Raw genomic sequence first — 24,740 nt, 5'->3', positions numbered from 1 at the left:
TATAACGATGATGTATGCAGCAGTGTACTTTTCACAAAGGAGCGATTACCATGTCCAAATCATCCAAAAACTGGTCTCTGGCTACAGGGGATTCCATTACACTCCAAGATATCGACCCCGGTTATACCGGCAAGTACAAATCCAAGGAAGACACCGAACCAGAAAAAGCCGAGCTGACCGATACGTTCGAGAAGCTGCAGCCTAAGCTGTTCGCAAGCGGCAAAAAATCGGTTCTGTTCGTGTTCCAGGGTATGGACTGCAGCGGCAAGGATGGAGTTATCAACAAAGTATTCTCCATTTCCAACCCGGCAGGAATTCATATTCACAGCTTTAAGGCACCCACATCCGAAGAGCTGAGCCATGATTATTTGTGGCGTGCGCATCAGAATGTGGCGGGATACGGATATATCAGTGCCTTTAACCGATCCTATTATGAAGATGTGCTCATTACGAGAGTACACGGACAGATAGATGATGATACAGCCAAGCAGCGTTTCAAGCAGATTAATCATTTTGAGAAAATGCTGGAAGAGAACAATGTTAGAGTCGTCAAAATCTTCCTCCACATCTCCAAGGAATTCCAGCTCAAAAAGCTGATAGACCGGGTCGAAAAGCCGCACAAGAATTGGAAATTCGATGAAGGGGATCTGCAGGAACGCAAATACTGGGATGATTACCAGCGCTGCTATGAGGATGTGTTCAAGCATTGTGCGTCGGATCAGCATCCATGGCATATTATCCCATCCGATAACCGGTGGTACCGTGATCTGGCCGTCCTGCAGATTGTCGTCCGCACACTGGAAGAGATGGATCTGGCCTATCCGGACCCGATTCCGGAGCTGCAGGACCACCTGCCGGATATGTATGCCGAACTGGAAAAGCTTAAGAACAAATAATGCCGGTCAGCAGCCATTACAGTTATTACAGTCATTGTATAAGCATAAGGATAGTGTGAATTGGCGCTGATTATTGCGCTGCTTACGAGAGCATCCGATCCTGTCAGGCAGAGGCCGAGCGGCTGAGTTCGCTGCCGGGTTTGCCGTTCGGCTCGATCGGGTGTTCATACATAGACGTATACAGCAGGGAGGATATTTATGAGCAGCGATAGAACGATTATTGTTACCGGAGGAGCCATTATACGGGACGATCACAACCGGATTCTCTGGCAGAAGCGCGGTGATTCGGCAGATTGGGGATTACCTGGCGGGGGCATGAAGCCGGGCGAGACTATTGAACAGACGATGATTCGCGAAGTTCGGGAGGAGACCGGACTGGAAGTGACAGGCAGCCGACTGTATGCAGTATATACCGGGGATCGGCTCCAATACACGTATCCGAGCGGTGACGATGTGGTTTTTGTGATGTTCATGTTTGAGGTGGATGTGGATCTGCAAGGGAAGCTGGAACCGGACGGAATTACCCTGAAATACGATGATCCGGATGGCGAATCGAGTATGCTCACCTTTTACAGTATCGATGAGATGAAGCTGGAGCAGGTCAATCCTGCACAGCGTCCGCTGATCGAAGACCTGCGCAATGACCGGCAGGGTGATATTTTACGCCATTAGAGTATGATATACGGTGCAACAGGCAGAACATCCGGCGATTTATCATAAGAATGAATAAGCAGTATCTCGGCAAGACCGTCATAAACATAGTTTGCAAAAGGAAGGTGAACAGGATGCTGGCCAAATGGATCAACCGCATTCCCAGGGACTGGCTCGTATGGATGTACAAACATATGCCGCTGGAGCGTGTGAAGAACTGGGCGGTCCGTCGCTCCCAGCACAGTTTTCTGGTAGCGGTGCTGGGCGTTTTTACCAATGAAAAAGGAGAAGTACTGCTGCTGCGGCACTCGTACCGGGAGCAGGAACCATGGGGCATTCCCGGCGGCTGGATGGAGCTCGAACAACCGGAGCAGGGACTGCAGCGCGAGATTCGGGAAGAGACCGGGCTGGAAGTACATATTGACCGTCTGGAACGGGCGATTCAGCGGAGCGATCCCAATTGTGTCGATCTGATCTTCAGTGGAGAAGTACGGGCAGGAACATTCGTTGCCAGCAGCGAAATTACAGAGATCATATACTGTCAGGCCGGCGACTGGCCGGAAGGTCTGCCGCAGTCCCAGCAATGGATCATTCAGGGTATTCTGGATGGGCGGAAAAAGCAGGCACAGGCAGCGGAAGAAATGGAGAGAATATAAATGGGTGTATACGAAGTACATACAGGGCGTCTGCTGTCAGGGCTGCGTCAACCCGAGGGAACCGGGCACTATTATGTTTCATCACCGGAAGGTCTGTTCCAGACAGATCATCTGGACGGAATCACTGGCACTTACTGGAGCATGCAGGCTATGGAAGATCTGCTGTACCAAGCATGTACGGAAGTCATTGGCTCCTTTGCACAATCGGACAAGAACGCGCAGGTCTATACTTTTATTATCGAAGCGGATAATGTCAACGGCAACTATCTATTGTATATCAACACCTTGCACGATCTGGAACAGATGACTGCGTATTATTACAAATACTATCAGGAGAAATATACGGAGAACCAGCAAGAGTCCTATAATCGCTCACTGGAACAGATCCGTCAGTCGATCCGCTATGCGACAGGCGATTATCCGGATATGATCGATGATCTGGGCGAAGCACTGGAAGCTCCTCTGGCGATGTACCAGGAGATCAATGAGCGCCTGTGGGAAGAAGAGGAAGAGGGACCTATACCGGTGCTGGATACAGCTACCCGGGAATTGTTCACACAGACAGATGGCGAGTTTATCCAGATCATGGATCAGTCGATCCGTGACAGCGGCTTGACTGTAATCGCGTTGCGGGTGATGGAGCGTCTGCAGCCGGAGTTCCAGCGGCTAGACCGGACGAACGATTTTATCGCTTATGTACAGTCGCCGGATGGGGAAGGAGGCGACTATCTGACCTTCAGCACCCTGATTCGCAAAACGGTTCCCCTGGAGCGGCTGTATCAGGTTATGCCGCAGGAACGTGAAGATGATGAGCAGTTCGATGCACTGTTCCAGCAGTATGCGGTGCGATCGGTGCAGGAGCAGCTGGATTACTGGAGTGAGCAGATTCGCCGCAACCGCTGGAATACGAACAAAAGCGTGATTACCAAATACGGCAAAACCGATTTCCATGCCTATGCCGCTTTACTGGCAGCCGGGCCGGCTATCCAGCCTCTCGTCGAGCAGGCATTGAGCCTGATCACGGAAAAAGATGATGATCTGGCCCAGATGTATAACATGCTGCTCGAAGATCTGGGTTGACATTTCATCCACTGCAGACTTCCATAACAACAAATAATACGGGCAAAATGGATGCCAGCATGCTTCCGCCACCAGCTTGATCCGGCTGGTGGCTTTTTATATTCATTTTTGGAATAGGCATTATCATTAATAATGATCTGTGTGGCTTATACTGGAAGCAGGATCGGCATGAATAGGCATGTCAGCGGATAGGCCGGCACGTTCATAAGCATCCTGTAAAATGGTCAGCGCAGATCGAACACCAATGCCAAATCGATTGCAGCCTGCTTCTACCATTTCCAAGAGAGTGTCCAGGTCACGAATTCCGCCTGCTGCCTTGATCAATGCTGAATTGCCGATGACCGACTTGATCAGCCGGATGGTATCGACTGTGGTCGGTTTGGGCCCCCAGCCGGTCCCTGTTTTGACAAAGGCTGCACCAGCCTGAACGACCAGTTCACTGCCCCGGCGAATCTCGTCATTCGTCAGGTAAGCGATCTCCAGAATGGCTTTGACCGGTACTTGTCCGGCTGTCTGAACGACAGATGCCACATCCTGTCTGACCCGTTCGTAATCTCCTGACTTAAGCGCTCCGACATTGATGACCATATCGAGCTCCCGGCAGCCGAGTGCCAGCATTTCCCTGGCTGTGTGCACTTTCATGGACATTGTATCTGCACCGGAAGGAAATCCAACCACTCCGGTCACAACCGTATCCGGCACATCCTGCAGCTGTCGGACCACATAGTCTGTCATATAAGGCATTGGACTGGCACAGACACAGTGATACCTTTTCACAATATTAATCAGCCGATCAACTTCCTCTACCGTAACGTCGGTGCGCACTGCACTCACATCCACCATCCGCCCGATCCGGGCATAGTCTATTACAGGTCGTATCATTTTTGTTCCTCCTCTTTATAAAGATAATTATCTTTATTGATGTAAAAATAATATAATAGCATTTGAGAGAGAATACAAGTCTCTCTAAAAGTAAAAAATCTGAATTGCATCATAATCACAGAAATATAGATATTTTCTTACGATGAGTACGCAATATTATACTTTATGGAAATTATCAACGTTCCCAATTGACATGGATTTTTGATACTTATCTACTAATGAAAGCGCTTGACAAAAGATAATTATCTTTATATATTCTAAGCAACAAGAAATGGTAATGTAGCAGATAACTGGAATAACAGACAACCAGATAATGGGTAGACAAGATAGATACAGCCATAAACCAACCTGTGGAAGGTGATAAATATGCCGAATATCATCGCCTATGATCTCGGAACCGGCGGTGTCAAAGCTTCGATGTACAACGAGAGGATGCAGACGGTCGCGCGATCCTTTGTAGAGTACGAGACCTTTTATCCGCAGCCAAATCGGCATGAGCAGCGGCCGGGTGACTGGTGGAAAGGGATCAGGGAGACAACGCGTCAGCTGCTGGAATCCTCGCAGACCCCTGCAGCTGCGATTGCCGGGATCAGTTTATCGGGACACAGTCTTGTGAGTGTTCCGATCAGCAGGCAAGGAGAGGCTCTGCAAGAATATGTCCCGATCTGGTCGGACCGGCGTGCCGAAGAGGAAGCAAAGCAATTTTTTCAAAATATAAACGAAGAAGAGTGGTATATGCAGACTGGTAACGGATTTCCGGCTGCCTGTTATCCGTTGTTCAAGCTGATGTGGCTGAAGAAGCATGAACCGGGGATTTTTGCCCGTATGAATAAAGTGCTGGGGTCCAAGGATTATATCAATTACAGGCTGACCGGACAGATGGCTACCGATGACTCCTATGCATCAGGTACCGGAGCATATGACCTGCACAGCGGCTGTATGATGGATGAACTGCTGCGGGCAGCAGGTGTGGCGGCAGATGTATTTCCGGATATCGTTCCTGCCCACCGGATGATTGGACAGGTGACTGCGGAGGCAGCAGGCTGGACCGGGCTGCAGGAAGGCACTCCCGTTGCCTGCGGCGGTGTGGATAATGCCTGTATGGCATTGGGAGCGATAGGTGCAAAGCAAGGCCGGATCTATACTTCACTTGGTTCGTCAAGCTGGATTCCGGTCAATTCAAGTCGGCCGGTGCTGGATGTAAATACGCGGCCCTATGTATTTGCCCATATTCAGGAAGGCATGTACACAAGCGCGTATTCGATTTTCTCGGGCGGCAGTTCGCTGCGCTGGGTGCGGGACACGATATGTCCTGATCTGGTGGGACGGACAGATGCCTATGAGCAGATGAGTCAGTGGGCTGACGATGTTCCGGTCGGTGCCAATGGAGTTATTTTCAATCCGAGTCTGGCAGGAGGAACCTCACAGGATTACAGTGTGCATATCCGCGGCAGTTACGTCGGACTGCATCTGGGTACGACCCGTGCGGATCTGATTCGGGCAGCGATGGAAGGTATTGCCATGAATCTGCGGCTGTCGCTGGATCAACTGAAGCGGCATACGACAGTAGCAGACCGGATACTGATTTGTGGCGGCGGCAGCAGAAGCAGACTGTGGATGCAGATGTTTGCCGATATTTTTGAAATGGAGATCATCAAGACGAATGTGGATCAGGATGCGGCTTCGCTTGGTGCGGCAGCTATTGCAGCGCGTGCACTGGGATGGTGGCAGGATTACAGCCCGATTGAGGCACTGCATACGGTGGAACATACCTGTATTCCGGATCGCCTAAACAGTGAACAGTACCGTCAGCTGCTGCCGGTGTTCCGGCATGTTAACGAGATGTCTGCCCGGCTGGGAGAATATATGCATCAGCATCGGCTATCCCTGCAGACCAACGAACAGACGGCGGCTGATGATTCGGTCCGGCAGCATCATTAACTTTGGTTGGACAAGGAGGAGTTGGACATGAACGAGGAACTGTTGGATACCACATTCCGGCTGGATGGCAAGACGGCTGTCATCACAGGAGCGGCTTCGGGCATCGGTTTGGCTACTGCACAGTTATTTGCGGAGAAAGGGGCATCTGTCGCTCTGCTTGATCTTCATCTGGCCCGGGCGCAGCAGGCGGCAGAGGGATTGGAATATGGTGCAGCAATAGAGGTTAATGTGGGCGACAGCGAGTCGGTTCGGAAGGCAGTGACAGAGGTCAGGGAGAAGTTTGGTAAAATCGATATTCTGGTCAACAGCGCCGGTATCGGTCCGGTGGAATGGGCCGAGGATTACCCGGAAGAGGACTGGCACCGGACGATGAGCGTGAATGTGAACGGCATGTTCTTCATGTCCCAGCAGGTGGGCCGGGAGATGATTGCCGCTCAGCGTGGAGGCAAGATCATCAGCCTCGCGTCACAGGCAGGCTTGGTCGCAATTGATCGGCATGTTGCCTACAGCGCGAGCAAGGCGGCTGTCATTTCCATTACCAAATCACTGGCGCATGAATGGGGCAAACATCATATTCAGGTCAATGCGATCTCGCCAACTGCCACATATACTCCGCTGATCGCCGGCTACTGGGAGGGAGCGATCAAGGAAGAAGCGATCCGCAACACACCAGCCGGACGATTCGCCGAACCGGGAGAGATCGCTGCGGCTGCCCTGTTTCTCGCCAGCGGTGCTGCGAATATGATCACAGGTGCGAATCTGGTTGTGGATGGGGGCTATACGATTCACTGATCATGCAGATGCGACCGGTGGGAAGCCCAGGCTTTGTTCAGGTGGATGGACAGTTTGGCAGAGTATGAGAGTGAATGCTGCCAATAGTGAGAGTAAAAGGGAATGCAAGAAAGTAGCCTTAAGTAAGAAATTGGAATATTCGTATCTTGCTTTGTTTATGCCCGTCCTTCCAGATACACACTGTATTCATATTTATCCGCGACCAGCTTGATCACGCTGTATTCAAAAGGTCCCTGTTCCACATGGCTGATCCGTTTGCTGCACAGCAGCGGGGAACCTAGCGGAACCTGAAGAATCTGGGACTCGGTAAAATCGGCTGCTGCAGCGGATAGACGTTCCCAGGCATGCAGCAGAATAATATGATAGGTCTGCTCCAGAAAAGCATACAGGCTGTTAAACTGGTTCACATGCTGCTCCAGACCCGGCACATAATTGGCCCGCAGGTAATTGTTCATCAGGGCGATCGGACGATCGTCGGCATACTGGACACGCTGCACGAGATAGACCTGATTGCCGGCAGGAAGCTTCAGTGCATCGGCTACATGCTCAGGCGGTGTGATCAGTTCAATCGACATGCCGCGTGTAGTTACATGGTAGCCTTTGGCCGTTAGTGTCTCGGTGATGGAAGTAAGATGATTGAGCCGCTGGGTAGTCGAGGTATCGAGGATTTCGGTACCTTTCCCCTGTGTCTTTTTGAGAAAGCCTTCACTGCTCAGCAGTTCAATCGCTTTGCGGATCGTAGTGCGGCTGACCGAGAAGCGCTGCTCCAGTTCGGATTCGGTAGGCAATAGGGTTCCTGGCGCGTAGCTGCCTTCTTTGATATCGTGTTTGAGTTGGGTATATACTTTGCGGTAAGCGGGAATGTCGTCCATAATCATGCTCCTCTGGTCGTCCTGGCATTGCTGGGATGCAAAATTTGATATGTAGTTCACCAGCTGTCTATAAGTGATCATGCCACAAAAAGTATAATGCTTCAAGCAAAGGTCATTATCTTTATTAATATAATAAAAAATAATATGCAAATAAACATTCCTTCCTTATGGTGAGTTTTAAGAGGATAATCCCATTGATATGATCAATTAAAAACAATAAAGCAAGGCCGCAGGCTTTCTGGGTTTCATAATAAAACGGATTGCTGCAGTCACCCAAAAATCGCTCTGCTCCTAACCAACCCGTTTATCCAGACGGTGTTGGCAGGTCAGAGCGATTTTTTGCTGTTCCTATCTATAAGTGCTGCAGCGTGAGGATTACCACTTCAGCGTAACAACCGATTTACCCGGTACCGTATAATTCACAGATTGCCCATTCCACTTGATTTTGGCGGTTTTCGCAGCGTTCTGGGAATTATACAGGACGATCGCTTTGGAGCCGTCCGGGTTTTTGAAGGCTACACTCTGCATATCGCCAAATGAATTGGAATCGATCCGGTAGGCACCGGCGTTTACGAATTTGCTGAAATGACCGAGCAGGTAATATTGCTTGGTATAAGTCACTTTGTCTTCGGGACTACTGGAGCTGTTATCGGAATTCTGGATCGTGACCATGCCTTTGTTGGTATTATTGTCTCCAATTACGCTTGGTCCGTCTTTTTGATCCAGCGCAGCATTCCAGAGAATGATCGACTTGGACCAGTTGCGGGTCATGCCGATAAACTCATTGATCATGTTGTCAAAACCCTGATTAGTACCATTCGCCGGATCATTCCATGTACCGAATCCGCCTTCAGTGAACCAGATACCCTTATCCGGATGGGCATTGTGCATGCTGGTCATCGCGGTAAAGTCACCGCCGTAATGGTGGAATGCGCTGCCTGCGACGTACTGGGATTTACCGCTGTCCTTGAGTCCCTGGATCACGGTTTTGGGGAACGTCCAGTTATCATAGTTGTGGTCGTAAGCGATAATTTTGGTGTTCAGCCCGGCAGCTTTGAGCGCAGGTCCCAGATAATCACCGATCATACCGATCTGATCCTGTTCATTCATGAGCATGCCCGGATAGCGGCCTGGCTCGAACAGCGGTTCATTTTGCGGCGTTACCGCATAGATAGGAATCCCCTGTGCCTGATAGGCCTGTATAAATTTGACGAAATAGTTGGCATATACCGGATAGTTCTCGGCTTTGAGCTTGCCGGTACCGTTTTTGTCATTGGTTGTGTATTTCATCCAGGCTGGTGCGCTCCATGGAGACGCGATGAATTTGATATTCGGATTTTTGGACAGCGCGGACTTGATCATCGGAATAATGTAGGGTTGATCCCGGGAAATGCTGAACTGGTTCAGCGCTGTGTCGCCAGCGGTATCGTCATACGTATACGTGCTCCAGGCAAAGTCGCTCGCACCCATCGGTTGGCGCAGCATGCTCATACGGATGCCGGAAGTACCGAACAGGTTATCCATCACTTCATTACGCTTGGTGCTGCTGAGCTTATAATTGAGCAGCCAGGCAGCAGAGTCCGTCATCGATACGCCAAAACCGTCCATCTGCTGATACGTTTTGCCTTCGTTAACGATAAACGTATAATCGGCACTTCCAGTACTGGCAGCGAAGGTCAGGTCACCCTGGCGGGTGAGCCTTGTATCCGGACGAAGACCGACATTTGGCTCGCTGTTTGGATCGGCTGTCGTCAGCCAGACCTGGGCTTTTTCGTTGGCAGCATGCGCCGAAGGGGCAAGTGAGACGAGTGGAGTAATCACAAGGGAACTGAGCAGGGCAAGCTGCAGTCCCTTATTGAACATGGACATTATAAAGCACCTCTCTTTCCAATTATGTAAGCGTTATCAATTGCATATGGAATAAATTATCAATAGAAGAGTTGTTTTACAATATCATGAAGCATGTCTGGTAGAAATGCACCGGGGAATTCGTAGAAATGCATACATGAAGAGAGCGGGTCAGTACGTGGAAAAGACAGCAGTGGAGGTAAGCGATGCCCTATTCATATGCAAAAAACAGGCAGAGCATAATGCCCCGCCTGTCTCTATTTATTTTATGCTTAATGTGTAGGCAGCCCGCTCGGTGTTCAGCTGTACACGGGAGTCGCTGATCTCATCGATCCGCAGATCGTGGGTGATAATCTCGTACGTATCACGGGGTATCTGTACCTCTTCGCCATCGGCGTTCTGGGTAACTCCTTCGCCGCGCAGCAGCAAGGCGCTTTCCAGATAATCATCGATTTCATTGTCTTCATTTCTTTCGTCAATATCCGACAGGTTGAAGTGAACAATGTCGGTATCATCCAGCTCTTTTTTCTCAATAATAATCGTATTGTTTTTGTGTTGGTCCAGCCAGTCTCTGAGTGTCTGGATATCGTTGGTTTCTGTCATAGGTATCATTCCTTTACTGGTTTATAAGAAAGTCTGGTAGAATTAAAGCTCTGATTACTGCTTGTATCAACGAATTGGAGCATGATAATGCGGGTAATAGGTGTATGGACCATCATTCTCCGGCTTGGCTGTCAGAAAGAGTTACATGCACAGCCCGAGCCGGACAGTCTCTATAATTATTCAATTACCCTGCCTTGCAGATTCGTAATCGCTGCAGTATATGAAAATGCGTGAACAGGCAATATTGTGGGTCTTTTACCGCATTTACAGCTGCCCAAGGATCGGCCATACTTTAGTTAGTTCTGTCAGCGGAAAGCAGTTGATGCTTTCTGTACCCAGCTGCGCTCGGGTCCAATAACTTCATTTTCAAATACAAAAGCTCATACATAGATCAGAGCGGGTCCGGAAACACCGGACGGATAAGGAGGAGAATGGATGAATGATGGAAACAACGGGCAAGTGCGTGACATGAATTATCATATTGTTGCGCTGCATATGATGCAGTGGAATCCGATGAATCTGAGGGAATGGTGTCTTCCTGACGAATACAGTATCGAAATCGAACACATTATCAAAGTACTGCCGCATGTCAACTCCTCGGATGAACTGGGGGAGCAGTTGTACTGGATTATGCAGAAATATTTTGGCGTCTATGCAGGTTGTACTATTCAGGAATGTGCAGCGGTGGCAGTGGGTATTTATGCCGATATCCAGGTACAGCAGCAGCGTCCGCAACCGTTTGCCGCTTTTCAATTTTATGACGAACAACTCCTCTTTGGTACATACACAAGCAGATCCTATAAAAAGTAAAATGATATCATATCGTACATGGAGACTGGGTGCAGGTTATGCTGCAGTTGACAGACTCTTATAGTTACGGAGCATGATGTCATCATCTTAAAAGCGCGGACAAGCCGGATGGTTCCCAGGCAAAAGAGGGAAAATCCGGTTGGTCCGCGCTTTTTTGGTTTATACATATTCTGGAATGACCTATACATTGAGATGAGGTGCTGAGGAATGAGAATATCGTATAATACAGAGTCCCTTTTTGAAGGAAGAGATATTCTGGATGTGATGCAGGTTCTGCATGCGCATGGGCTGGATATCATCGAATTCTGGTCATGGGAAGACAAGGACCTGGAAGGAATTAACCGGCTTCGACATGAACTGGGAATGGAAGTGGCCTCGATCGTTGTTAAACTGGCAACGATGCTGGAACCGGACAAGCGGGATGAAGCCATCGATGGTATCCGGCGCACGGCAGAAGCTGCACGTTCACTGGATTGTACCCGAATGGTGCATACGATTGGCTTTGAGAAAGAAGGCATGAGCCGGAATGAGATGGAGCAGAGTCTGATCGATGGACTCAAAGCCGCTATCCCGGTTCTCGAAGAATTTGGTGTGACTACATGTATTGAACCGCTGAACACAACAGCAGACAAAGAGCTGAGCGGTTACTTCCTCAATACGTCCCAGCAGGCATTTGATATTGTCGCCGAGGTGAATCATCCGCTCGTCAAAGTCTGTTACGACATGTACCATGTGCAGGTGATGGAGGGCAATGTACTTCCGCGTCTGCAAAACAATATTCATCATGTTGGTCATATTCAGGCTGCCGGTGCGCCTGGTCGTCATGAGCTGTTCATCAGCGAGCTGAATTATGATTATGTGTTTGATGCGATCAAGCAGATGGATTATAACGGCTATGTGGGTATTGAGTACTTCCCGATTCATGATCCAATCGATGATCTGGTACGCATCAAGGAGAAGTTCCATACCGGCTGACTTGAACAGCGATAGTAATGGTAGATTCAGATCCCCTATAGGGATAGAAGGGGAACTGCCGATAAAAGGCATTTCACAGGAGGATATGGATTCTGCAGGACTTTTAATAAAATATATGTTTTTTCCTACCCTTCACGTTCATGTGGAGGGTGTTTTTATGAGCTGAAGTCATTACATAGGAGAACGATTACTTGAATTTTATATATTATGGTTCGTTTAAATGAGGATATAGGAGTAGTGTATTACCTTTATTTTAATTTATATCACCATAAAACCGAACTATATTCAGGATTCACACTTGACCATACGGATAATTTTCGGTAATATACCACTGTGGCCCGATAAAAACGGCTGGATTCACTGAAATACTACTTTATAGACGTACATTACAAATAATATAACGATTAAATATTCGTATATCCCCGAAAATAAGGTTTGGGGGTCTCTACAAGGAACCGCAAATTCCTGGCTACGGATAGGATGCTTTGGCATACCTGTTCGCAAGCCGGGAATTTTTTTGCGTTTGAAGAACAAAGCAGGTATCCAACAAAATTATTTATGTAATTAAAAGGAAAATTTCACTTATTAATCTATCTAATCGGATCGCGCAGTATAATACAAATATCAGGCTGCACATACCCCATCCGGCATTATGCTCATCAGGAGGATATTATGACAAAATATGATTGTATCGTAGTAGGCGCAGGACCCGCAGGAATCTTTGCATGTTATGAATTGACACGGATTGCACCGGAATGGAAAGTCCTTTTGATTGATAAAGGCCATGATATCTATCGTCGCAACTGTCCAATTATGCAGGAGAAAATCCAGTTCTGCCCGCCGCCCGCAGGGAAAAAGGACTTTGCCGGCTGTCTGCCTGCATGTTCGGTAACGGCAGGCTTCGGAGGAGCCGGGGCATACAGCGATGGCAAATTTAATATTACGACGGAGTTCGGCGGCTGGCTGACCGATTACCTGGCTCCATCCAAGGTCGAAGATCTGATCCGATATGTGGATTCCATCAATCTGGAACATGGAGCTACCGAGATGATCACGGACCCAACGACAGATGTGATCCGGGATATTGAGCAGCGCGGTTACGCTTCCGGTCTGAAGCTGCTGCGTGCCCAGGTGCGTCATCTTGGCACCGAGCAGAATCTGGAGATTCTGAAGTCCATTTATGAATATCTGAACACCCGGATTGATATGGTGTACAAGACAGAGGTGGAAGATATTCTGACGATCAAGGAAGACGGCAAGCACCGAATTACAGGCATCGTAACCAAAAAGGGAGATACCTATGAGTCCGCGAATGTGATGATCGCTCCGGGACGGGACGGCTCAGCCTGGCTGACCGATATCCTCAAAAAACGCCGCCTGAAAATGTATAATAACCAGGTAGATGTAGGTGTGCGTGTCGAGACATCCGATGTGGTCATGCAGGAGATTAACAAGCATCTGTATGAAGGCAAATTTATCTATAATACATCTGTTGGTACACGGGTACGTACATTTTGCAGCAATCCGTCCGGACATGTCGTGGTCGAGAATCACAGCGGCGTGATGGCGGCCAATGGTCACTCTTTCAAAGATCCGGCGCTCGGTTCGCGCAATACAAACTTTGCCCTGCTCGTGTCGCACAAATTTACGGAGCCGTTTGACAAGCCGAATGAATATGCCCGTGAAATCTGCCGCCGGGCGAACGATCTGTCCAGCGGAGGTGTTATCGTACAGAAGTTCGGCGATATCCTGCGCGGCCGCCGCTCTACTGCCGACCGGATCAAGGAAGGATTCCTCGAACCAACACTGAAAGAAGCGGTGCCGGGCGATCTCGGTCTGGTGCTGCCATACAATACAATGAAGAGTCTGATCGAGATGGTACAGGCGCTGGAAGGCGTCACACCGGGTATTGCTTCCGAGCATACGCTGTTCTACGGAGTGGAAGCCAAATTCTATTCCGCCCGTCCCAAGCTGGATGAGAACCTGGAGACCGAGATTGATGGACTGTACTGCGGCGGCGATGGTGCGGGTGTGACGCGTGGTCTGGCCCAGGCCGGAGCAGCCGGTGTATGGATCGCCCGCAGCATGTTCACCAAGACGGGCAGCAGCAGCCGGGTACCTGCGACAGTCGTCTAAACCTTGAACATCGTATCTACGACTGCGTCTGGTCTGGAGAAAATCTGATAACCGATTCATTAGCCTGTTATGCAGTAACCAGCATAGCTAATATCGTAATACAGCCAAAATAAATAAAATAACACAAATAAAAGAGCTGCCGGATGCGTTCCGGCAGCTTTTTCTCGCAAAAGAAGATATGGTGAGATGCAGGTGATCGGAAGTGTATTTATAATTCTATTCCTGCTCGATCCACGCAAACATCGCGGCAACAGCCTGCTTGTGCACCTCTTCGGGCATATGATGACCATACTCTTCATAGATCTGTACATCATATGGCTTGTCCAGCTCCTCTAGTCGTCTGATCATACGGTCAGCATGGCTGAAGTCTACCTGCAGATCCTGCCGCCCGTGAATGATTAGCACAGGACAATCAATCCGTTCTGCCAGTGCTGCCGGTGAGCGGGCTTCATACCGCTCGGGGTACTTGCCTGTCGAGCCGCCGACTACCCGTTTGAGCATACGACGCAGATCGATTCTCTCCTCATACGTATGAGCCAGATCGGATACACCGCCCCACAGAATCAACCGATGAATCGGTAGCTGAACGGATTGTACAGTGGTCAGTGCCGCATTGACCGAACCACGGGAAAAGCCCATGACCGAGATCCGCTGTTCATTCGTAAAGGGCAGCTGGCTTAGCCAGCGGATACCGGACAGCACATCCTCCACATCCGCACCGCCGAATTCATCGCGTCCCTGACCACCTTCCGCACCGCGATAGCAGGGAGCAAATACGATATGTCCATGCTGGGCAAACCGCTCCAGCCAGTCCATACGCACACTGCCCACCCGGCCAATCCCGCCGCGGCAGTATACAAGTACGGGATAGGTTCCTTCTGTAACCGGTCGGGTCGCCGGACGCAGAGGGCAGGCAATTGGAAGAACTTCCAGATCCTCGATCCCGTAAAAGGAATTGAGCCAGTTGGCCAGATGTTCAACAGACGCTGTTACACCATAAGGCAATGCCATGTATCCTTTGACCCGGTAGATGTCCGATATATAGCTAATTTGATAGATCATGGAATTGCACCACCTTTGTTTATTGTTTCAGCAAATCATTATTTTGAAGTTTTGTAATCTATGATTGGCTCGACAGGGGATAGATGAATGGATAAAATGTCTTATAAAGTGTACCATATTCAGCTCGGAGCGAAAGGGATGAGTGCGATGGAGTGGACGATACACCCGCTGGGCGATTCGGCGGTACTGATCGAATTTGGCAGTGGGGTTCAGGAAGATACACTCGCCGTGATCCAGACGGTGGCTCGGCAGATCGAAGAAGACCCGTTTCCCGGCTGGATTGAATGCGTTCCTTCCTATACTACGCTGGCAGTCTATTATGATCTGGCTGTACTGTCTTTGATGAGTCATTCCGGTGATATCGGCGTGTATGAGAAAGTCAGTCAGCTGGTAGAGCAGCGGCTGCTGGCTGCTGTGACAGCGGAAGTTGATCAGGACAGCACGATAGTGGAGATCCCCGTCTGTTACGGAGGAGAATACGGACCGGATCTGGATGGGATAGCGGCTGCAAATGGACTGACCGCCGCAGAGGTTATTCATATTCACGCAGGAGCCGAATATACCGTCTATGCGATTGGATTTGCTCCTGGATTTCCTTATCTCGGCGGGATGCCGCCGCAGATTGCTGCGCCGCGCAAAGCAACACCAAGGCTCACTATTCCTGCCGGATCGGTAGGCATTGCCGGCACTCAGACCGGCATTTATCCGCTGGAGACACCGGGCGGCTGGCAGCTGATTGGCCGTACACCGATTCGGTTATTTCGTCCGGAAGGCTCGCCGCCCAGCCTGCTGGAAAGTGGACACCGGGTTCGATTCCGGCCGATTACAGCGGAACAATATGTTCGTTTGCAGCAGCAGGAGTCTGCTGGCTTGTCCCGATCAGACGAGACAGGAGGCTGCGAATGAGCATCATTATAGAGAAACCCGGCCTGTTGACAACGGTGCAGGACACTGGACGCACCGGATATGGCAAGTATGGAGTCAGCCTGTCCGGTGCGATGGATCGACCGGCGCATCTGATCGCCAACTGGCTGGTAGGCAATACCGGGCATGAACCGACGCTGGAAATTACGCTAACCGGCTTTGTTGCTGAATTTACGGCAGACTGCTGGATTGCCGTAACCGGCGGTCAGCTGACACCGGTTGTGGATACCGAACTGCTGCCGATGTGGCGCCCTGTATGGGTGCGCAAGGGAAGCCGGTTGTCTTTTAAAAAAGTGGAGTCCGGCTGCCGTGCCTATCTGGCCGTATCTGGCGGCTGGCAGATTCCGCCTGTTATGGGCAGCGCCAGTACCTATCTGCGGGCAGGCATTGGCGGACTGGCAGGCAGAGCGCTGCGCAGTGGAGATATCCTGCATATTCAGCCAGGACAAATGGCACTGCCGGAGTCATCCGGTAAAATGGATGATTCCTCCATCTCTACGGTACCGTGGCAGGTCAGCCGACTGCTGCTGCCGGCTCAGACCGGTCATCCCGTGATTCGTATTCTTCCGGGTCGCCAGTGGGAGGATTTTACACCTGTCAGTCGACAGTCGCTGCTGGAAGACAGCTATCGGGTGACTCCGCAGTCGGACCGAATGGGCTATCGGCTGTCCGGAACGCCGCTGGAATTGAAGACGCCGCAAAATTATATCTCGGAAGCGGTCGCCCATGGTACGATTCAAGTTCCGACAGACGGTCAGCCGATTGTGCTAATGGCGGATCGGCAGACACTGGGCGGCTATGCCAAAATCGCCCAGGTCATCTCGCTCGATCTGTCGGTCATGGCACAGCTCGCTCCCGGTCATACGATCCGCTTTGAACAGGTGTCGATTGCGGAGGCACAGCGCTGGTACGGAATATGGGTGAGAGAGCTGCGCATTTTACAGAAAATGATTGAGCTGAAACTCAAAGAGCTCCATTGACATCAGGAACAGGAGGAGTGCATATGTATCAGGTAGATCTGAATTGTGATATGGGGGAGAGCTATGGCGTATATACGCTGGGAGTGGACGAAGCCATGTTTGGCAATATCACTTCTGCCAATATTGCCTGCGGATTCCATGCCGGTGATCCTTCGGTTATGCGGGCAGCGGTACGTCAGGCCGTTGCGCACGGCGTGAAGATTGGTGCGCATCCGGGTCTGCCGGATCTGATCGGATTTGGCCGCAGACAAATGGAGGTCACCCCGGCAGAAGTATATGATATGGTCACCTACCAGATCGGAGCGCTGCAGGCATTTGCCAGCCAGGAAGGCAGCAGTCTGCATCATGTCAAGCCGCATGGAGCGCTTTATAATATGGCAGCGGTCTCTGCGCCGCTCTCCGATGCGATTGCACAGGCAGTATATGCGGTGAATCCGGGACTGATCTTGTACGGGTTGGCTGGCAGTGAGCTGATTAGCGCCGGGCAGCGTGCGGGTCTACAGGTCGCAAGTGAAGTATTTGCCGATCGTACCTATCAGCAGGATGGTACACTGACTCCGCGTTCTGCAGCCGGTGCACTCATTACCGATGCACAGCTGGCAGTGAACCAGGTGCTGCAGATGATTACGCAGCACCGGGTGATCTCTACCGAGGGAACAGAGATACCGATCCAGGCGGATACGATCTGCTTGCACGGAGATGCGGCTCATGCCGTACAGTTTGCCCGGGAGCTGCGCGTACAGCTGGAGCAGCAGCATATTGTGATACAGGCGGTATCCGTCAATTTATAAATCGGAGTGTACATCATGAATACATTACATAAAAGCGCCCTGGTCCAGCTGATTCTGTCGATGGCCATTTTTGGCTCGGTCGGCTTTTTCTCGGGATTGTCAGGGCTGCCTGCAGTTGAACTGGTCTGGGTGCGCTGCGTCTGTGCGGTTATTCTGATTGGTGGTGTCTGGTGGTTCAGCGGCACGTACCGTAGTGAAGTGTGGCAGCGCCGGGAAGTGGTGTTTGTGCTGCTCTGCGGGACGACACTGCTGCTGAACTGGGTGTTTCTGTTCAAGTCGTTTGAGCTGACTTCGGTTACGGTAGCGATCTCTCTGTATCATCTGGCGCCGGTTATTGCCATGATTCTGGGCAGTGTAATTTTCCGGGAGAAGCTGACCTGGCTTGGATTGGGAGCGATTTTGCTCTGCTTTGCCGGTACGCTGCTGATTGTGGGAGCTGGTCAAGGAGGCGGCGGATTCCAGCTGACCGGTGCGCTCTATGCGATCATTGCGGCCTTTTTCTATGCGGCGACCATGCTGCTTGGCAAAAGTATCCGCACACTGAGCGTCTATGCGACGACATTTATCCAGATGCTGCTCAGTATGATTTTGCTGCTGCCATTCATTTCATGGACTTCCTATCTGAATCTGAGCGAAATGAACTGGACGTATTCCATTATTACAGGGTTTGTTCATACGGGGATTGTTTATTTGCTGTTCTATAACAGTGTGCGTTATTTGCCGACCCGGATCATCTCGGCACTTGTCTTTGTTGATCCGGCGGTTGCGATTCTGCTCGATGTGCTGCTGACCGGCTTCCGGCCGGATGGCTGGCAGTGGGGCGGAGTGATGCTGATCTTTGCCGGGATGTTCTATATTATGAAGCCCCAGGAGCAAAGTTAATGTACGGATAGTAATAATTTGTTTATTGTATTTTTTAATGAAATGGAAATATGCATACAGACCTGAAGGTCAGGAAAAGAGGAATACCATTGTCACAACCCAATTCCCATACTCAACCGGCTGCGAGCCAGCCATTATTCCAATCAACCGACCTGTCGCTGCGGTCTCTCGATGATCCCTTTGGCTATATCTACACTTACGCCTGTCATGAAGACGAACAGGAACTGTGTCATCTAGAGTTGCGCTGTCTGCTGGGACAGAAGCCGCAAGCCCGTCATGTAGAGAGTGCGGTGGAGATACCGCCGGGACGCAGCCCGTTTATTCATTACCGGCTGGATATTCAGTGTGAAGCCGCGAATCTAGAACAGCTGGAGCAGGCGGTAGAGCAGCTGGATATGAACAACCGGACGTTCAAATTAATCAGTCTGGATGCTGAACAGACATTTACCTATGATGAGAAAAGGCAGCTGGAGCGCCGGATCGGCATGCATATTATCGGCAAAGCACAGATGAAGCAGCCGCAGCAGCTGGTCGGTATGGCGTACGCTGGCGGTCGCTGGGTAGCCGGCCGCTGCCATGCCTCCGAAGCCGTATGGCTCCATCATAATGACAAGCCGCGTCATTATTCCACAGCGCTCAGTACCCGGGTAGCCCGGGCGGCCGTCAATATTGCGGTACCTGACACCGCAGCTTCGCTGATCGATCCATGCTGCGGCATCGGTACGGTGCTGATTGAGGCGATGTCCATGGGAATTACAGTAACAGGATATGACCTTAATCCGCTGGCAGTGCAGGGCGCACGTGAGAATCTGACACACTATGGCATGCCGGATATTGTCAGTCTGGCTGATATGCGGGAACTGACCGGCCGATATGATGCGCTTATTCTCGATCTGCCCTACAATCTGTGCTCGGTGCTGAATGAGCAGGAACGGTTGAACATGCTTCTCTCGGCTGCGAGACTGGCCGGGCGGGTACTCATCATTTCCACCGAGGCGATTGAGTCATCGATAGAACAGGCTGGCATGCAGATCCTGGAGGTCTGCCATATTCGTAAAGGCCATTTTACCCGTTATTTGTGGTTATGCGAATCGGTGCGTTAACTGCCGGTTCGCCGGGTAAGGTTCTGTATACAAATGGCAGGGAAAAGACAGCTACCAGATGATGAATCGGCGCCGATGCCTGTCTAATCGGAACGTGGCTTTCTGTCAGGGCCATTTATTCAACCATTGGATAAAAAATCTATTCATCTATTGTAAAATTTAGTAACATAGATATATCCGGGAATTCCGAGACTATCGATAGAGAGGTGCACATTTATGAAATTTAGCGAGTTTACGTATGAACGTCCGGATATGGATGTTCTTAAAAAGGATTTTGATCAGCTGCTGAAGCAGTTTAATCAGGCATCCAGCTTTGACGAGCAGGATCAGGCGATGGCGCAGATCAACAAAATGTTCAACAGTTTCTCCACCCAGGCACAGCTCGTCTCGGTACGCCATTCCATTAATACAAATGATGAGTTCTACAAAACAGAACAAGAGTATATGGATGAGATCGGACCTGTATTCCAGGAATACATAGACAGCTATTACAAAGCACTGGTGAATTCCAGCTTCCGCAGTGAACTGGAACAGAAATGGGGACATCAGCTGTTCGCTTCTGCTGAACTGACACTGAAAACGTTCCATCCCGACATCATCGCCGATCTGCAGCAGGAGAACAAACTGACGACGGCATACAGTCAGCTGATCGCTTCCGCCAAAATCATGTTTGAAGGCGAAGAGCGCACACTGACCCAGCTGACACCATTCGAGCAGTCCAAAGACCGCGATATGCGTCAGCGCGCCGGGGAAGCCCGCTACGGATTCATGGCGGAGAACAGCGAAGAGTTGGACCGCATCTATGATGAACTGGTCAAAGTCCGTACGGCGATTGCCCGCAAGCTCGGTTACAGCAGCTTTACGGAATTGGCATACGCACGGATGGGCCGTACTGATTATGGTCCGGAGCAGGTGGAAGCATTCCGCAAGCAGGTACAGGAATATATCGTTCCGGCTGCTGCACGCCTCAAGGACCGCCAGCGTGCCCGCCTTGGTGTGGACCGTCTGTCCTACTTTGACCAGAGTTACAGCTTCCCGACCGGTAACCCGACACCAAAAGGGGATGCCGACTTTATTATCAATAACGGTGCCAAAATGTACTCCGAGCTGTCACCGGAGATCGACCAGTTCTACAAGTTCCTGCAGGACAATGAACTGATGGATCTGCTCAGCAAAAAAGGCAAGATGGGCGGCGGATACTGTACGTTCCTGAACGACTACCAGAGCCCGTTTATCTTTGCCAACTTTAACGGCACTTCCGGCGATATTGATGTACTGACACACGAGATGGGCCATGCGTTCCAGGTGTATCAGAGCCGTCACTTCGAGGTGCCGGAATACATCTGGCCGACCTATGAAGCGGCAGAGATTCATTCCATGAGCATGGAGTTCTTTACATGGCCGTGGATGGAACTGTTCTTCAAGGAAGATACGGACAAGTACAAGTTCGATCATCTGTCCGGCGGACTGCTGTTTATTCCTTACGGGGTAGCGGTGGATGAGTTCCAGCATGTGATCTATAACAACCCGGAGCTGACTCCGGCCGAGCGTAAAGCTGCCTGGAAAGCGGTAGAAGAGAAGTATCTGCCATTCTGGGATCAGAGCGACAATTTGTATCTGCAAAGCGGCGGTTACTGGCAAAAGCAGGGGCATATCTATGAAGCTCCGTTCTACTATATCGATTATACGCTGGCGCAAATCTGTGCTTTCCAGTTCTGGAAACGGATGAATGAAGACCAACCGGCAGCATGGGCAGACTATGTAAACCTGTGCCGTCAGGGCGGCAGCAAGTCCTTTACCGGACTGGTGGAAGTAGCCGGTCTGATCTCACCATTCCAGGAAGGGTGCGTCGCTTCCGTTATCGGTGATATCGAGAACTGGTTGAACAGCATCGACGACAGCAAGCTGTAAATGAATGTACCGAATCAAATGGAGTACCGAACCTGACCTTAACCGAACGGATAGTTGTGGCTGTAATGCACAATAACCGGCAGGAAAGGGGATAGAACGGGTAATCCTCGTTAGCCGGTTTTTCGCCCGATTGAATCAAACAGCCTGTCCCCGGACCGATGGATTCTGATATAATCCTGAGTAATCCGGTGGCAGGCTGTTTTTTTATATGTGATACAGGAAGACGATCGACCTGGATGGCATGTAGAAATTCGCAAAGTTGGGAACGCAATCAGAAGCAGATTTGTAGACTGACCCGTATTCGTGTCTGGAGCGGATGGATTCTACGGATACAGTTGACCTTCCCGGGTCAAAGATATCGTCGATGCCTATCGCCGTCCCAAACTTGCATAGGAGATGGTAAAAAGCTATTTTAATAATAAGCCTGTTCGGTAAACAGATAGCATCATAACCATAAGTGGGTCATGCTTCATGAAGTTGATTAAATCGAACTTACAGAGAGAAGGATGACTGTGGTATACCACAACGAAGATTATCCGCTCGGGCAGATCCATATCCCTGCAGAACTGGAAATATACTTTCCGGTTCTGCAGGAGGGTGAGACACTACCCGGATATCTGGAGCGCTTTTTTATACATAATAAGAAGCCCGCAACCTGGTTACACTGCGACCAGGTCGCTACTCGGGCGATACAGCTGGCAGAGCAGCATGGGCTGAATGCCCGGATCGCGCTGCTGGGCGGCTGGCTGCATGACATTGCCACCGTTATTCCGGATGAGCATAAATTAACACTGGCTGCTCGCTATGGGTTCCCGATCCTGCCGGAAGAAAGGAAAGTGCCCTATCTTCTGCACCAGCAGTTGTCCCGCCGGCTGATTGAAAAGGTATTTCTGCTGAAGGAGCCGCAGCTGCTAAACGCGGTTGGCTGCCATACTACACTTCGCGCAGACATGGAAATAATGGATCAGCTGCTATTTGCCGCAGATAAGCTTTCCTGGGCATCCTGTGACGCTATACATCGGATGAACGAAGCAGCAGACCGTTCTCTGGAAGAAGCTGTGCAGATCTATCTGGAGCATGTATGGACGGATACCGCAAGCATTCCCGTACTGCATCCATGGCTGATTGCAGCCCGAATAACGCTGCAAAACCGCCAGTACCTGGGAACACTGCCGGCGCTGTCGGCGAATATTCACTGGGGACCGGTGACCGCCCGTTTTCATGATCGGATCGATCCTGCCGGACTGAATACAGCGCTGATCAGCAATGTGTCCATTGTCCCGATGGTGGGCGATCGCTTGGTCATGATCCAGCTGGAAGATGGGCGTTGGGAACTGCCAGGCGGGACACTGGAAGAGGACGAGCTCTATCTGGATGCGCTGCAGCGAGAAGTGGAAGAGGAGATGGGAGGTATGCTGCTGGATTACCAGGTATTTGGTTATTTCCATTGTGAATCTGCTGCACCTTTGCCGTACCGCCCGTATATTCCACATCCGCATTTTATCCGTCTGGCTGGATATGGACAGGTAAGGCTGCAGGGCGCGCCGCTCAATCCTCCGGGTGGAGAACAGGTGGTCCGGGTGGATGTGGTGGACATCAAGGAAGCAGTTAAGCGTTTCCGCAATACGGGGCGCAGCGATCTGGCGGATTTTTACCGGATGGGTTATTACTGCTGGCAGCAGCAATCCGCAGCGCATTTCCGTGGAATGGAGTTGTGATGATGAAGGATGGACACAGGGATAACCACATTATTCGTCCTGCCTGCCCCGGTGATGAATACGGCATTGCCCGTGTACATGTGAGCAGCTGGCAGACGACCTATGCTGGTATGATGGAGGCGGAATTTTTGCAGCAGTTATCTGTTACCCAGCGGGAAGAGGGCTGGGCCAGGAGTCTGGGCGAACCGGAGTCCAGACGTTATATTCTCGTGCTGGAGCAGCAGGGGGAGATCACCGGCTTTATCAGCGGCGGAGCCAACCGCCAGCGTGTAGTGCATCATCAATATGATGCCGAGTTCTATGCACTCTATTTGCTGCAATCTGTACAGAACAATGGTTATGGGCGTGCTCTGCTTCAGCATATGACCCGTCTGCTGTATGAAGGGGGATACCGGGCTGCGATTATCGAGGCTTTAAAAGATAACCCGGCTGTGGGCTTTTACCGTCATCTGGGTGCGATGCCTCTGTCGGAACAAACGATCAGGATCGGAGGCAGACTGCACAGGGAAGTCACGCTGGGCTGGAAAGATCTGAATGTCCTCATTCCATAAGTGCACAGGAATTTAACAGGCATATAAGACAGGCGTGGGGAAATGTAATCATCCAATTTGCTGGAACTTCTGCTGGCGGAGCAAGAGGGCAGAATATACGATTCTCCGCTGCATCATGTGATTCGGACATAGACTACATATAGCCAGAAAGGGAATAGACGTGAACACAAATCAACAACGTATTCAAAATAAAAAAAAATCATCCGGAAGCGTCAATAAATCTTCTATTCTGCCGATTCTGCTGCTGGCAGGGTATACCTTACTGATGCTCTACTGGATGTTTTTCGGATTCGGGCGCACTGATCATCCGGGAGCACCCTATCGGTATAACTGGGTTCCTTTTCGGACCGTGATCGATTTTGCGACACTGCGGGTGGGCAGTCCGCTCGATCGGCTGATTAATCTGCTCGGTAATATAGGTGTGTTTGTACCGTTCGGACTGCTGGTACCCTGGATTCGTCAGGTTAAGCTGGGACGTTTTCTGATCGGGTTTGTATGCTGCATCTTTATAGTAGAAGGCATGCAGATGCTGTCCCGGCGGGGGACATTTGATGTCGATGATATCTGGCTGAATACGCTGGGCGCCTGGATCGGGTATATGCTGTGGAGTGGAATTCAGCGGTTTCGTCGGCATAGCTGACCCCTGATTGTTCCAAAATGAAGAGGCACAGCAATG

The 24,740-nt window shown here is 50.5% G+C and carries 23 protein-coding genes and 1 riboswitch; of the genes, 18 read left to right on the top strand and 5 right to left on the bottom strand.

What is annotated here, in order from left to right; genetic code table 11:
- Window positions 1-50: 50 nt before the first annotated feature.
- The 4 genes from M1D61_RS12550 (at window position 51) to M1D61_RS12535 (ending at window position 3,283) form a co-directional block, all read left to right on the top strand.
- Window positions 51-896, top strand: coding sequence for a PPK2 family polyphosphate kinase (locus M1D61_RS12550; RefSeq protein ID WP_458118893.1), 846 nt, complete (start codon window positions 51-53; stop codon window positions 894-896).
- Between the two features lie 198 nt (window positions 897-1,094).
- Window positions 1,095-1,568, top strand: a complete 474-nt coding sequence (locus M1D61_RS12545; RefSeq protein ID WP_458118892.1) for an NUDIX domain-containing protein — start codon at window positions 1,095-1,097, stop codon at window positions 1,566-1,568.
- Window positions 1,569-1,681: 113 nt separating this feature from the next.
- Window positions 1,682-2,203 (top strand): NUDIX hydrolase, encoded by a 522-nt coding sequence (locus tag M1D61_RS12540; RefSeq protein ID WP_458118891.1) that lies wholly within the window; start codon window positions 1,682-1,684, stop codon window positions 2,201-2,203.
- Window positions 2,204-3,283, top strand: coding sequence for a hypothetical protein (locus tag M1D61_RS12535; protein ID WP_458118890.1), 1,080 nt, complete (start codon window positions 2,204-2,206; stop codon window positions 3,281-3,283).
- Window positions 3,284-3,409: 126 nt separating this feature from the next.
- Here the strand turns inward: M1D61_RS12535 and deoC are convergent, their stop codons facing one another.
- A complete protein-coding gene (deoC, locus tag M1D61_RS12530) occupies window positions 3,410-4,165 on the bottom strand; it encodes a deoxyribose-phosphate aldolase (protein ID WP_458118889.1) in 756 nt (251 codons plus the stop codon).
- Window positions 4,166-4,531: 366 nt separating this feature from the next.
- On the opposite strand from deoC, the gene M1D61_RS12525 reads away from it, so the two are divergent.
- Window positions 4,532-6,106, top strand: a complete 1,575-nt coding sequence (locus tag M1D61_RS12525) for a xylulokinase (protein ID WP_458118888.1) — start codon at window positions 4,532-4,534, stop codon at window positions 6,104-6,106.
- A gap of 27 nt (window positions 6,107-6,133) precedes the next feature.
- The gene (locus tag M1D61_RS12520) at window positions 6,134-6,898 is read left to right on the top strand and encodes a GolD/DthD family dehydrogenase (RefSeq protein ID WP_458118887.1); all 765 of its coding nucleotides are present in this window, start codon (window positions 6,134-6,136) and stop codon (window positions 6,896-6,898) included.
- A 155-nt stretch (window positions 6,899-7,053) separates the two neighbouring features.
- Here the strand turns inward: M1D61_RS12520 and M1D61_RS12515 are convergent, their stop codons facing one another.
- The 3 genes from M1D61_RS12515 to M1D61_RS12505 form a co-directional block, all read right to left on the bottom strand.
- Entirely contained in the window at window positions 7,054-7,770 is a 717-nt protein-coding gene (locus tag M1D61_RS12515; RefSeq protein WP_458118885.1) for a GntR family transcriptional regulator, read from the bottom strand.
- A gap of 375 nt (window positions 7,771-8,145) precedes the next feature.
- Complete coding sequence (locus M1D61_RS12510; RefSeq protein WP_458118884.1) at window positions 8,146-9,639, bottom strand: glycoside hydrolase family 30 protein; 1,494 nt, start codon at window positions 9,637-9,639, stop codon at window positions 8,146-8,148.
- Between the two features lie 240 nt (window positions 9,640-9,879).
- Complete coding sequence (locus M1D61_RS12505; RefSeq protein ID WP_458118883.1) at window positions 9,880-10,221, bottom strand: hypothetical protein; 342 nt, start codon at window positions 10,219-10,221, stop codon at window positions 9,880-9,882.
- A 435-nt stretch (window positions 10,222-10,656) separates the two neighbouring features.
- On the opposite strand from M1D61_RS12505, the gene M1D61_RS12500 reads away from it, so the two are divergent.
- The 3 genes from M1D61_RS12500 to M1D61_RS12490 all read left to right on the top strand — a co-directional run bounded on the left by M1D61_RS12500 (window position 10,657) and on the right by M1D61_RS12490 (window position 14,142).
- The gene (locus tag M1D61_RS12500) at window positions 10,657-11,031 is read left to right on the top strand and encodes a hypothetical protein (RefSeq protein ID WP_458118882.1); all 375 of its coding nucleotides are present in this window, start codon (window positions 10,657-10,659) and stop codon (window positions 11,029-11,031) included.
- A 207-nt stretch (window positions 11,032-11,238) separates the two neighbouring features.
- Window positions 11,239-12,006 carry a TIM barrel protein gene (locus M1D61_RS12495; protein ID WP_458118880.1) on the top strand — a complete coding sequence of 256 codons (768 nt, stop codon included), beginning with the start codon at window positions 11,239-11,241 and terminating at the stop codon, window positions 12,004-12,006.
- Window positions 12,007-12,398: 392 nt separating this feature from the next.
- Window positions 12,399-12,498, top strand: a riboswitch (purine riboswitch).
- Window positions 12,499-12,678: 180 nt separating this feature from the next.
- A complete protein-coding gene (locus M1D61_RS12490) occupies window positions 12,679-14,142 on the top strand; it encodes an NAD(P)/FAD-dependent oxidoreductase (protein ID WP_458118879.1) in 1,464 nt (487 codons plus the stop codon).
- A 216-nt stretch (window positions 14,143-14,358) separates the two neighbouring features.
- Here the strand turns inward: M1D61_RS12490 and M1D61_RS12485 are convergent, their stop codons facing one another.
- Window positions 14,359-15,204, bottom strand: a complete 846-nt coding sequence (locus M1D61_RS12485; RefSeq protein WP_458118878.1) for an alpha/beta hydrolase family protein — start codon at window positions 15,202-15,204, stop codon at window positions 14,359-14,361.
- A gap of 96 nt (window positions 15,205-15,300) precedes the next feature.
- Here M1D61_RS12485 and pxpB point away from each other — a divergent pair, with 96 nt between their 5' ends.
- The 9 genes from pxpB to M1D61_RS12440 all read left to right on the top strand — a co-directional run bounded on the left by pxpB (window position 15,301) and on the right by M1D61_RS12440 (window position 24,704).
- Window positions 15,301-16,110 (top strand): 5-oxoprolinase subunit PxpB, encoded by an 810-nt coding sequence (gene pxpB / locus M1D61_RS12480; protein WP_458122501.1) that lies wholly within the window; start codon window positions 15,301-15,303, stop codon window positions 16,108-16,110.
- Window positions 16,107-17,108, top strand: coding sequence for a 5-oxoprolinase subunit C family protein (locus M1D61_RS12475; protein ID WP_458118877.1), 1,002 nt, complete (start codon window positions 16,107-16,109; stop codon window positions 17,106-17,108). Before pxpB ends, M1D61_RS12475 begins: the two co-directional genes overlap by 4 nt.
- A gap of 23 nt (window positions 17,109-17,131) precedes the next feature.
- Entirely contained in the window at window positions 17,132-17,899 is a 768-nt protein-coding gene (locus M1D61_RS12470) for a LamB/YcsF family protein (RefSeq protein WP_458118875.1), read from the top strand.
- Window positions 17,900-17,914: 15 nt separating this feature from the next.
- On the top strand, window positions 17,915-18,781 hold the full coding sequence (locus M1D61_RS12465; protein WP_458118874.1) for a DMT family transporter: 867 nt from the start codon (window positions 17,915-17,917) through the stop codon (window positions 18,779-18,781).
- A 152-nt stretch (window positions 18,782-18,933) separates the two neighbouring features.
- Window positions 18,934-19,884, top strand: coding sequence for a TRM11 family SAM-dependent methyltransferase (locus M1D61_RS12460; RefSeq protein ID WP_458122500.1), 951 nt, complete (start codon window positions 18,934-18,936; stop codon window positions 19,882-19,884).
- A gap of 216 nt (window positions 19,885-20,100) precedes the next feature.
- Entirely contained in the window at window positions 20,101-21,795 is a 1,695-nt protein-coding gene (locus tag M1D61_RS12455; RefSeq protein WP_458118872.1) for a M3 family oligoendopeptidase, read from the top strand.
- A 512-nt stretch (window positions 21,796-22,307) separates the two neighbouring features.
- Window positions 22,308-23,513, top strand: a complete 1,206-nt coding sequence (yqeK, locus tag M1D61_RS12450) for a bis(5'-nucleosyl)-tetraphosphatase (symmetrical) YqeK (protein ID WP_458118871.1) — start codon at window positions 22,308-22,310, stop codon at window positions 23,511-23,513.
- Complete coding sequence (locus tag M1D61_RS12445; RefSeq protein ID WP_458118870.1) at window positions 23,513-24,064, top strand: N-acetyltransferase family protein; 552 nt, start codon at window positions 23,513-23,515, stop codon at window positions 24,062-24,064. Before yqeK ends, M1D61_RS12445 begins: the two co-directional genes overlap by 1 nt.
- A gap of 160 nt (window positions 24,065-24,224) precedes the next feature.
- The gene (locus tag M1D61_RS12440) at window positions 24,225-24,704 is read left to right on the top strand and encodes a VanZ family protein (RefSeq protein WP_458118868.1); all 480 of its coding nucleotides are present in this window, start codon (window positions 24,225-24,227) and stop codon (window positions 24,702-24,704) included.
- Window positions 24,705-24,740: the final 36 nt, after the last annotated feature.

This window comes from Paenibacillus sp. Z6-24, from assembly GCF_054161335.1.
This window is presented reverse-complemented; position numbering and strand designations above follow the sequence as displayed.